Here is a 12,455-nt window from a genome sequence, read left to right as displayed (position 1 = left end):
AAGTCACCAATAAAATATGCAGAAGAAAATTCTCATGGGGCTAGCCCCATGAGAATTAAAAATAATAACTTTATAGAGATATTGGACAATTAAGCAGTTCTAATCAAGGGAAGCTTACATATTACTTTTTAGACACCCTCTTTCTGACATTTAACTACTATTAATTATACTAATCTTGGATAATAAACATAGAGCGGCGGTTAAGTTGATGTGCTTCTTCGGTGCACTCTGCCCCATTTGAACACTTATTAATTAATTGGGATTCGCCATAACCTTTAGCCGTTAACCTCTTTCTACTAACCCCTTTATCAAACAACCAATTCAACGTAGATTGTGCTCGTTTTTCAGACAGCTTTAAATTATACAAATCTTTTCCTCTAGAATCTGTATGCGATTCAATATGAATTTTTAATGCTGGATATTCTTTTAAAGCTGTTAAAATTTTTGCTAATTCTATTTCGGCATCTGGACGAATATCAGATTTATCAAAATCAAAATAAATTGGTTGAAGCGTTAATCTGCAGCCTAAATCCTCTGGTGGACAATCATCTGAAGGCTTTAAGCTCATAGGTATATTCAAGGTAATAGGCATTTCAATAGTTTTAGGATTTTTTGGCGTCTCTATGACTTGCTCTTTAGGGTCATAGCTTTCTTTTTTAGCTCTTATCAAATATTGCTCACTACAATTTAGCGTAAAAGTAAAGACAGCATCTTCTCCCACTGTCATTGTTTTTATTTCATTATTATTACTATCTATAAGTGTTACTTCTGCTCCGGGAATTAAGTTTCCCGTTTCTTCTTCGGTAACTGGTCCTTGAATGGTAATCTCACAGTGTTCCCAAATTTGGTAAATATCGTCACTTCTACTTCCTTCGTCTCCATCTCTATTGGATGCTAGGTAGCCTATTCTTCCTTCTTTTATAATAAAACTGAAATCGTCTTTAGGACTGTTTATAGGAACTCCAAACGTTGAAATTTCTCCGTGACCTTTCTCTTTTTCAGATAATGTCACAGCAAAAATATCCAATCCCCCCATACCTGTATGGCCATCGCTCGAAAAGTATAAATTGTTCTCGGCACTTATAAACGGAAATGTTTCTCTTGCTGGGGTATTTATAACTTCTCCCATATTTACTGGTTCGGTATAAATATCATTTCCTAATATTTTCACATACCAAATATCAGACATTCCTAAAGTACCGGGCATATCGGAAGCAAAATAAAGTTTGTCTTCCTTTGTACTTAATGCCGGATGTCCCACAGAATAACTATCATTATTAAAAGGAAGTTCTTTTATATTTTCCCATCTATTGCCGTTTTTTGTTGCTTTGTATATTTTAAGTCTTACCACATGTTCTTTGTCTCTACCTTTTTTACCATTTAAATAATTATTTCTGGTGAAATACATGGTATTCCCATCTTTGGTAAAAACAGCAGTAGACTCGTGGTAAGGTGAATTAATATCACCTTTTAAAGCTTCGGCCTTAGTTAAATTCAATGCTTCATTTGGAGTTGCTATATATAAATCTAAAAATGGTTGATTGTCCCAACCCGATAGGTCTGCAGATTCATTTTCAATGGAGCCAATGGAATTACTACTAGAGGCAAAGACAACACTATTGCCATAAAATGCTGGACCAAAATCTGAGTAGTCTGTATTTACAGCTATTTTTTCTATTTCAAATAGTTTATCCTGAGCCCGCTTTTTGAATAAAGTATCGGCGACATTTTTATATGAGCCAACAGCAATCACTTCGCCTCCTTTTGATTTGTATATTTCCATCAGCCTTTCATATTCTTCAAACTGCCCCATTGTTTTTAAGCATTTTGCTGCCCTAAAATGATCTGTTGGTTGCGCATCGTTTGGAAACTCTTTTGTGAGGTCGTAATACCATTTTGCAGCACCTGAATACTCACTATTGAAATAGTAAGTATCTCCTATCTTTCTATAAATTTCAGCAGACTTATAACCGTTTTCAACAACTTTTAAATAAATTTCACGAGCATCTATATAATCGTATTTATCATACTTAAAGTTCGCCTTTTCCAATTTGCCTACTTGAGCTAAAGTATTTATGTTAATACCAAAACTCAAAAGGCACAATATTATAACTGTATTTTTTTTCATGGTTTTTAAGTTTAGAAAAATCTTGGGGTTAGTATACGTTCGGTTTTATTAAAAACATCAAATCGTAAAATAATTTCGTATGAGCCATTACTTTGCTTCTCAATCTCGGTGGTCTGAAAATCATACCCCATACCAACAAAGAATTGATTGCTAATTTGAAATCCTGCCATGGCACTTACTGCGGCATCCCATCTATAAGCAGCACCAAGGGTAAACTTATCATTAAACAAAAAGTTAGCAGATACATCGGCTTGTAGCGGTGAACCATTAACCCATTTTAACATGGTTGCTGGTTTAAATTTCACATGATCGCTTATATTAAACACATAACCTGCAATGAAAAAATAGTGTAAGCGCTCAATAGCTATAGCGTCTTCATTTGTACTACTAACATCATTAGAGTTATAGTGTTTGGTATTTAAAAAATTTGGTACCGATAACCCTAAATACATTCTATCTGTATTATAATAAATCCCAACGCCTACTTGTGGTTGAATCTTTCTATCAATATTTTCTAAAAATTGCCAATCACTATTATCGTAGATATTTAATTTGTTATAATCTATATTGAAAATATTAATACCTCCTTTTACTCCAAACGATAGCTTTGAAACGTCTGAGAACAGTAAGGAATATGCATAATCTATCACAAAATTCGTCTCAACAGTTGGACCAATTTCATCGTTTACAATAGAAAGCCCGATGGCGCTTCTTTTTAATTCTCCCAATGGTAAATTAAAAGTAAGTGTTCCTGTATTTGGGGCACCTTCAAAACCTGCCCACTGTGTTCTATATAACAACCCAAAACCAAGAGCATCTTTAGACCCTATATAACCTGGGTTTACAACTTGCGTATTATACATGTATTGCGTGTATTGGGGATCTTGTTGTGAAAAACTTAAATTAACACTTACAAAAACTAATAAGAATAATAAATAATATTTCATGTGATTTTAGTTTTAATTTCTTTTTATGTACAAATACCCCTTATTAATCAATGGATCTTGATTAGTAGTGAATCGTGTTAATATGTAAAAATAAGTGCCTGTAGGTAGTGCTTCTTTTTTACTAACTGTTACACGTCCATCAGACATTCCTTTGAACGTTTTACTATTAACACCATAAGCATCTGTTTCATAAATTAAAACTCCCCATCGATTATATATTTTAAGATTATTATCTGGATAATTTTCGATACCATCAATTCTAAAGAAATCATTTAATCCGTCACCGTCTGGAGACATGGCATTGAATATCTCAAAAGGTGCATTCGAACTATCTGGTAGAATTGTTATTGTGGGATCATCAGGTTCTCCATCATTGTTAACATCAACATTATCTGGATTATTGGGATCATCTGATGTATCCGTAACTGGGTTTCCAAGAATATCTTCCGCTATTACAATAGCTTGATTGGTTACCATTCCATCACTAATATCTTGAGCTGTTACTGTATAAGTAGCTGTAAAAGTGGTGCTATCCGTTTCACCAGGTAATAATTCCATAATTGGACCTCCCTGAATTACAATGCCAGGAAGCGCATCTTGAATTGTAATATTATAAAGTATGTTCTCTCCTGTATTATAAACGGTAAACGTATAAGTAATTGTTTCGCCCACTTGAACTGCTCCACTGTTGTTTTCATCATTAAACACGCCTTCTTTTTCAAGTGAAATAGAATTTGAGATACATAAGATAGTTTCTGTTACATCGTCTTCCAATACACTATCATCATCAGATAGATCATTGACATCAACTCCATTAACACCAATCCCCATTACGGTAGCCTGGTTGCTCACCGATCCCCCATCGATATCCGCCTGGGTTATGGCATAGCTTGATGTGTAGGTCCACGTTTCCGTGACATCCAGTTCACTGTCCGAGTCCGTGTCGCCAGATGCCAGTGCGATGGCACCTCCCAACATCGGGTCGGTCAGTACCACATTGGTAATACTGCTGTTCCCCGTGTTGCTCACCGTAAAGGTGTACGTTAGGGTCTCGCCGGCATCGCTGCAGCCATCGGCGTTCTCATCGTTGAATACCCCAACCTTTATCAAAGCGATATCTGCCGATTGGCACAAGGCGGTCTCCGTAACATCGTCCTCCAGGGCACTGTCGTCGTCCGACAGGTCCGATACATCGGTACCGCCCGTGCTCGTTCCTGTTACCGTGGCCTGGTTGCTCACCGATCCCCCATCGATATCCGCCTGGGTTATGGCATAGCTCGATGTGTAGGTCCACGTTTCCGTGACATCCAGTTCACTATCCGAGTCCGTATCGCCAGATGCCAGTGCGATGGCACCTCCCAACATCGGGTCGGTCAATACCACATTGGTAATACTGCTGTTCCCCGTGTTGCTCACCGTAAAGGTGTACGTTAGGGTCTCGCCGGCATCGCTGCAGCCATCGGCGTCTTCATCGTTGAACGCCCCAACCTTTATCAAAGCGATACCTGCCGATTGGCACAAGGCGGTCTCCGTAACATCGTCCTCCAGGGCGCTGTCATCGTCCGACAGGTCCGTTACATCGGTACCGCCCGTGCTCGTCCCTGTTACCGTGGCCTGGTTGCTCACCGATCCCCCGTCGATGTCCGCCTGGGTTATGGCATAGCTCGATGTGTAGGTCCACGTTTCCGTGACATCCAGTTCACTGTCCGAGTCCGTGTCGCCAGATGCCAGTGCGATGGCACCTCCCAACATCGGGTCGGTCAGTACCACATTGGTAATACTGCTGTTCCCCGTGTTGCTCACCGTAAAGGTGTACGTTAGGGTCTCGCCGGCATCGCTACAGCCATCGGCGTCTTCATCGTTGAACACCCCAACCTTTATCAAAGCGATACCTGCAGATTGGCACAAGGCGGTCTCCGTAACATCGTCCTCCAGGGCACTGTCGTCGTCCGACAGGTCCGTTACATCGGTACCGCCCGTGCTCGTTCCTGTTACCGTGGCCTGGTTGCTCACCGATCCCCCATCGATATCCGCCTGGGTTATGGCATAGCTCGACGTGTAGGTCCACGTTTCCGTGACATCCAGTTCACTGTCCGAGTCCGTGTCGCCCGATGCCAGTGCAATGGCACCTCCCAACATCGGGTCGGTCAATACCACATTGGTAATGCTGCTGTTGCCCGTGTTGGTCACCGTAAAGGTGTACGTTAGGGTCTCGCCGGCATCGCTACAGCCATCGGCGTCTTCATCGTTGAACAGGGCTGTTTTTATTAAAGCGATACCTGCCGATTGGCACAAGGCGGTCTCCGTAACATCGTCCTCCAGGGCACTGTCGTCATCCGACAGGTCCGTTACATCGGTACCGCCCGTGCTCGTCCCTGTTACCGTGGCCTGGTTGCTCACCGATCCCCCGTCGATGTCCGCCTGGGTTATGGCATAGCTCGATGTGTAGGTCCACGTTTCCGTGACATCCAGTTCACTGTCCGAGTCCGTGTCGCCAGATGCCAGTGCGATGGCACCTCCCAACATCGGGTCGGTCAGTACCACATTGGTAATACTGCTGTTCCCCGTGTTGCTCACCGTAAAGGTGTACGTTAGGGTCTCGCCGGCATCGCTGCAGCCATCGGCGTCTTCATCGTTGAACGCCCCAACCTTTATCAAAGCGATACCTGCAGATTGGCACAAGGCGGTCTCCGTAACATCGTCCTCCAGGGCACTGTCGTCGTCCGACAGGTCCGTTACATCGGTACCGCCCGTGCTCGTTCCTGTTACCGTGGCCTGGTTGCTCACCGATCCCCCATCGATATCCGCCTGGGTTATGGCATAGCTCGATGTGTAGGTCCACGTTTCCGTGACATCCAGTTCACTGTCCGAGTCCGTGTCGCCAGATGCCAGTGCAATGGCACCTCCCAACATCGGGTCGGTCAGTACCACATTGGTAATGCTGCTGTTCCCCGTGTTGCTCACCGTAAAGGTGTACGTTAGGGTCTCGCCTACATCGCTGCAGCCATCGGCGTCTTCATCGTTGAACACCCCAACCTTTATCAAAGCGATACCTGCAGATTGGCACAAGGCGGTCTCCGTAACATCGTCCTCCAGGGCACTGTCGTCGTCCGACAGGTCCGATACATCGGTACCGCCCGTGCTCGTTCCTGTTACCGTGGCCTGGTTGCTCACCGATCCCCCATCGATATCCGCCTGGGTTATGGCATAGCTCGACGTGTAGGTCCACGTTTCCGTGACATCCAGTTCACTGTCCGAGTCCGTGTCGCCAGATGCCAGTGCAATGGCACCTCCCAACATCGGGTCGGTCAGTACCACATTGGTAATGCTGCTGTTGCCCGTGTTGGTCACCGTAAAGGTGTACGTTAGGGTCTCGCCTACATCACTGCAGCCATCGGCATCTTCATCGTTGAACACCCCGGTCTTTATTAAAGCGATATCTGCGACTTGACAAAAATCACTATTAGTTGCATCAATAAATTCACCGTATACTTCAATTGAATTGAGTACTCCTGCAAGTGATTCAACAGTAATTCTTACTTCATCAAAAGCTAATGTTGTATCAAAGCCAACAGCATAAAAATCGGTTGTAGATGTTGGTATTATATCAACTAAGCCTGATGGATCTATAGCCAATAGGTTTCCCGCTGTTTGTTGCTCTTGTTGAACATCATCTAAATAAGTTGTTATGATTATTGAACTTAACAAATTAATTTCCAATAAATTGTTTGTGTCCCTTAAAACGAATCCAGCAAACGTACCCACAGGATAATCAACAAGTACGTCCTTAACCGAAACAGATGCTGTTTCCGATACACCTACAGCAACATTAATTAATGCAAAATCCGAGTTACTCTCACTAATCACATTCGTAGCATTATCTACTTCACAACCTACACAAGCAATACCCTCTACGCCTGTACGACTGTTATTGATTATTACTGATTGGGAAGGATTGCTCAACACCGTTGGTGTATCACATTCAAGAGGGCCTTCACAAAAAGATTCCAATACTAAACCATAAATGCGCGTACTGCCTAAATTGATTGAGGTTTGCTCAATGCTTATTTGAACTTCGTCAAAAGGTAATGCTGTAACAAAACCGACTTGTGAACGCTCTGTTCCCGTAAACAACAAACCGCTATCAACCGATAATAATTCTGAACTACCTGTTTTACTTTCTTGTAAAACACCATCCAGATACGTTCTTAGCGTGATACCATTTAATAAATCTAGACTTAAAACTGAAGTATTTTCAATATCAAAACCAACATAAGTATTCGCTATATGGTTTGTCAACTCATCTTTTATAGCTAAATTTCCTGTTGCGCCCACTCCTAAATTAAAATTCATACTAGCATACGTATTACTATCTGAATCTATGGCTTCTATAGCATTTACAACACTTCCTGTACTTATTACACCTTCCATTCCTGTGTGTTCATTTACAATACGTGCTGGAAAATTTGGCTTTGCCAACATAGTAGGTGTATTGCACTCTAAAGCTGGTCCAACACAAAAACTATTCGTTACGGCATAATAAATATTAGTAGTAGATAAGGCTGATGCTAAACTTGAAATAGATATTTCAACCGCATCAAAATTTTGAGTCGTATAAAAACCAACATAATAGCTATTAGATCCTAATAGCGTACTATTTACAGCCAACAATGAAGTGCTAGAGTTCGACTCTTGTTCCACGCCATCCAAATAAGTTCTAACAACTATGGCATCTAGTAAATCATTCTGAACAACAGAGCTATTTTCTATTAAAAACCCTGCATAGTTTCCGGAACTATAATATTCATCTAAGGTATTATCTGTAACCCTTAAAGTGTGTGTAACTCCCACTCCTAATAGTGTGGTTGCCGATGCAAAATTTGTATGGTTAGAATCTACTAGGTTTGCAGCATCTTGTATACCGCATCCAATAACACATATTCCAGTTGTGGTAGATGTGGCAGTTAAATCTGTATAATCTGAATTTGTAATAGGTACGGGTAAATCTGTGTTACATGGTACCGTAACTGGAAGAAAATAATTACTTATCCTATTATATATATTATCACTCCAAACAGCAAATACACTAGTGAAAGATAAAAGCACAAACAATAATGTTATACCAAAAAGCTTAGGTTTTGTTCGGATACAAAATTTAGAAACAACTAAATACAAGTAGGTAATTTTTCTCATAATTATTATAGGGTTAAGGTTAAAAAACTCATATATAACTCGGTAAAACCAATGTTTTATTTGCTAACTATAACAACACATTATTTAAAATGATAGGAGTGTATCTCCTAGCTTTAAATATATTTTTTGTGAGAGAAAATCAATGTGTTTAAAGCCACCTCTTATAACAAACTAATAGACTAATTTACAGTATATTAACTGCATTTTTGCAATATAATTTAAAATAAATTTAACGCTTATTAACCTACAAAAACAAATAAATAGAAGTTTTTTCGACGAAATGCATAAAAAAAATCCTACTTATATAGTGTGTAAAATTCTATTAATGGGCTTCAATCTTTATTATATAAAATGATCACTTATACCAATTATTATTTAAAATGAGCTATAAATAATTTGAATTATATTTTGTTCAGATAAGATAGAAAATTCAATCATAGCCTTTGTTCAATGTCATTAAGTTAAGGAAATTTGCCCCTTTTTATCACATTGAGTACTTCGGCTATAGTTTATCTTGAGCGAAGTCGAAAGGCTCAGCATAAACTAAAGTCGAAATGCTAATAAAACTAGATCTCCTATTGGTCTTCGACTGCGCTCAGACTGACATTACTGCCTTAACTTAATGACATTGGCCTTTGTTATGGTGTTATACCCAGTCAAGCTGAGCTCATGTTTTATATTGAAATATGAGCGAAATTGTAATCGAAGATTCATGAACTCCTATTTATCAAATTAGATCTGTGAGCTAAACAAATTATAGGGGTTGTTTTGAGTCATAATTGGTATTAAAGCCATATTGGTTGTAAACTCCTTAAAGTTTATCTAAGTTCTATGACTCGTATTCGGGAAAGTAGATACCACTTACTTGCTTTGTTTTTTTGTAATATGCCCTGAATCGGATAGCACAATAACTTATAGCTAAATCAATATAAAATAACATGAAATATTTAGGTTTCTGGATGTAAAACAATAGTGGTGTCTCTGTTTGTCTGTTAGTTACAATCATGTCTTTGTTCTTGGTTCCAATAGCGAAGCGGTCTTACGTCTTTAGTCGGACACTAATGGTTTTAAATGTGTTATTAAATGATAAAAGTCAATAAACGGTAGCAACTTTATGTCATTATTATATGTTTTCATTTTCAAGTATAATGCTCCATGCCGTTAAAAAAACAAAAAAAATTTGTAAGGTATTTCTTTTTTTATTAAAATTACATAAGATTATTTTTACATTTTAAAATTAAGGTTTTGTCTTAAACACCTTTCCTATAATTAAATTTTAGATATAAATGAATACAATTACTAATTCAAAATGTCTGTTTAATTTTTTAATGATCACAGTACAATGTACTTTTGGCTTTGGGCAAAGCATTTATAATAATCCCATAACGGGTACTAACCCGAACACTTCAAATCCTTACACTATTGGAGAAACATTTGACAGTAACATTACCGTTTCTGGAATTGGTAGAGGTTCTGGTATCTCAGGTGCAAACGCAAATAACAGGTACAATGCTAATAATTGGAATCTCGCAGGGCTTAATACAAATGATTATTTTGAATTTACATTGACCCCAAACGCTTGTTATGAAATTGATTTTATAAGTTTTGTATATTCAGCAGAAAGTACTATTATTTTAGGTCCAGCTTCTTTTGCTTTTAGAAGCAGTATGGATGGCTATTCATCAAACATAGGCACTCCCAATGCTACGGGCACAACAATAGACCTATCGGCCTATCAAAATATTTCTGTACCTATTACGTTTAGGTTTTATGCTTGGGGAGGTCTTAATCTTTTAAACGGACATTTCAGTATTAACGATTTTACTTTTAACGGGCTTGTTTCTGCTATTACAACCACTTGGTCTTCTGGCACATGGTCTAACGGGTTGCCTTCCTTAGGAAAACATGTTATAATTGATGATGACTATGATACAAGTGTTGGAGGCATCCAAACAAGTTTTAGTGCTTGTTCGATAACCCTAAACCCCGGGTATAACTTAAATATAGCTAATGCTACTTATATAGAAGTAGATAATGATTTGGTTGTTGATACTGACTCTCATTTAACTGTACAGCCCTATGGTTCTTTTATACAAAACAATGATGCTGGGGCAATAACCGTTAACGGTGACATTAATGTTATAAAAAGAACCTCTTTTATAAATGCTTGGTATGAATATACCTATTGGAGCTCTCCCGTTTCTGGAGAAACCATTGGAACCGCATTAGCAGAATCTCAACCTGGAAGACGCTATTCATTTAATGCCTCCCAATTTAATGATGCATATGCAGAAACAAACAACAACAACGTTTTTGTGTTGGGACAGGATGATTTTGATGATGAAGGCAATGACTGGCAGTCTGTTGACAGCTCTACCCCTATGGTTCCTGGTGTTGGCTATGCTGCCATGCATAGCAAAACGGGATTTCCCCCGTTATTTCCACCTCCGTATCAATTTGATTATACGTTTGAAGGCCCTTTTAATAATGGTGTTATCAATGTGCCCGTTTATAGAAATGACGTCACTACTTTAGATTTTAACTGGAATTTAATTGGCAACCCATATCCTTCTGCGATTGATATAGATGCTTTTATGACACAAAATATGTATCCCGCTGGGCCTTTGGAGGGCGCTATATATTTTTGGTCTCAATACATGCCCCCTTCTAGTACTGCCAACGGAAATGAAGATCTTAATTTTTCAGCAGCAGATTATGCTGTGTATAATGTTGGTGTTGGTGGCATTCAAGGCGGTGATCCAACTACTCCAAATGGTTTTATTCCTTCTGGGCAAGCATTTTTAGTATCTTTTTCTGATACCTATCCTACCAGCACTGGAACTGTAGTTTTCAATAACTCCATGAGGAGCCTATCTTTGTCGCCTGATAACAGTCAATTCTTCAAAACCGCAAATTCTAAAAGCAAAAATAATTCGACCTCAAACAAACTTTGGATTGATTTAACTTCTGATAATGGTATATTTAATCAAATATTAATTGGCTATGTTGAAGGTGCCACAAATAATGATGATGGCTCTTTTTATGATGCCAATAAGATTGTTGCTCCAAAAACACCTGCTTCTCTTTATTCAACAATAAAAAATTCCGTTAAAAAATTTGTTATTCAAGGTAAGGCCGTAAATAGTTTGGATGCAGATGAAACCATTGCATTAGGTTTTACCACCAATATTGATGTAGCAACTTTATACACCTTATCCATTGCTCAATTACAAGGCGATTTTTTAACCAATAACACCATTTATTTAAAAGATAATGTACTAGATAAAGTGCATAATTTGAGTGAATCTGAGTATACTTTCACCTCAAATCCCGGTGAATTCAATAACCGCTTTACGGTGATGTTCAACAACAATGCCTTGACAACCAAAGAAACTGCTTTGGAAGCCAATGCGCTTAAAATTGTTGATTTAGATAACGAACTTGTAAGATTTACAACGTCTAAAAATTTAAAGATTAGAACCGTTTCTGTTTTTGATTTGTTAGGAAGATTATTATACAAATTTAAAGGACAAAATAGTACTGAAACTTATAACTTATCTAAGTTAAAAAACACCATTTATATTGCTAAAGTAACACTTTCCAATGATATGGTAATTACTAGAAAAAGTGTAAAAAAATAATGGTGTAAAGAAATTATTAACTCTTTTTTAGTTCAGAACTCTATCCAAAAAATATGGTAACGAATCATGATTGAATATATTTAATTAAAGAAAGGTTTCGAAGTATCCACTAATTTTAATACTTCTATACTTGGTAGATTCTCCAAACCACTCTCATCTCGTTGCTTTTGAAAAAACAAAAACGAAGGCACCTGAAGTAGTTCCTTTTGGATTTCTTCATTTATATAATGCGAGAGGTGTATAAATGTTTTACCATCTTCACAGAGGTACGATGTATAATTAAACCCATTCGTTTGCATTTTTTTAAAATCAGCCATAAAAAGATTGATGTTCTTTTGGTTTTCTTCTACGAATTCTGTTTTTGTTGTGTAAGTTACTTTTACTATTATCATTTTATTAGATGTTAAATAAGTTTTTTAAAAAATATAGATACAAAATTTAACATACGCCAGTGTGTTACCCGCTTGCTTTACCCTTAGCGTGCATTGTTAGTTATATATCTTATCATAGCTCCTAAAATGTATAACATATATTCTTTATGATAAA

The 12,455-nt window shown here is 38.2% G+C and carries 5 protein-coding genes; 1 reads left to right on the top strand and 4 read right to left on the bottom strand.

Translation table 11 applies throughout. The features are described 5' to 3' along the window. Positions 1-169: 169 nt before the first annotated feature. Genes PQO00_RS19380 through PQO00_RS19370 form a run of 3 tightly spaced genes read right to left on the bottom strand, consistent with a single transcriptional unit; the run spans position 170 to position 8,268 of the window. On the bottom strand, positions 170-2,128 hold the full coding sequence (locus PQO00_RS19380; protein WP_274186511.1) for an OmpA family protein: 1,959 nt from the start codon (positions 2,126-2,128) through the stop codon (positions 170-172). An 11-nt stretch (positions 2,129-2,139) separates the two neighbouring features. Next, the gene (locus tag PQO00_RS19375) at positions 2,140-3,075 is read right to left on the bottom strand and encodes a type IX secretion system membrane protein PorP/SprF (protein ID WP_274186510.1); all 936 of its coding nucleotides are present in this window, start codon (positions 3,073-3,075) and stop codon (positions 2,140-2,142) included. A gap of 12 nt (positions 3,076-3,087) precedes the next feature. After that, positions 3,088-8,268, bottom strand: coding sequence for a gliding motility-associated C-terminal domain-containing protein (locus tag PQO00_RS19370; RefSeq protein ID WP_274186509.1), 5,181 nt, complete (start codon positions 8,266-8,268; stop codon positions 3,088-3,090). Between the two features lie 1,286 nt (positions 8,269-9,554). On the opposite strand from PQO00_RS19370, the gene PQO00_RS19365 reads away from it, so the two are divergent. Next, a complete protein-coding gene (locus tag PQO00_RS19365) occupies positions 9,555-11,909 on the top strand; it encodes a T9SS type A sorting domain-containing protein (RefSeq protein WP_274186508.1) in 2,355 nt (784 codons plus the stop codon). An 80-nt stretch (positions 11,910-11,989) separates the two neighbouring features. On the opposite strand, the gene PQO00_RS19360 is transcribed toward PQO00_RS19365, so the two are convergent. Continuing rightward, complete coding sequence (locus PQO00_RS19360; RefSeq protein ID WP_274186507.1) at positions 11,990-12,301, bottom strand: hypothetical protein; 312 nt, start codon at positions 12,299-12,301, stop codon at positions 11,990-11,992. Positions 12,302-12,455 lie beyond the last annotated feature (154 nt).

Origin of the sequence: Flavivirga sp. 57AJ16 (genome assembly GCF_028736925.1) — a bacterium.
Lineage (GTDB): Bacteria > Bacteroidota > Bacteroidia > Flavobacteriales > Flavobacteriaceae > Flavivirga.
The sequence above is the reverse complement of the archived record's forward strand: the minus strand, read 5'-3'. Positions and strand labels throughout refer to the sequence as shown.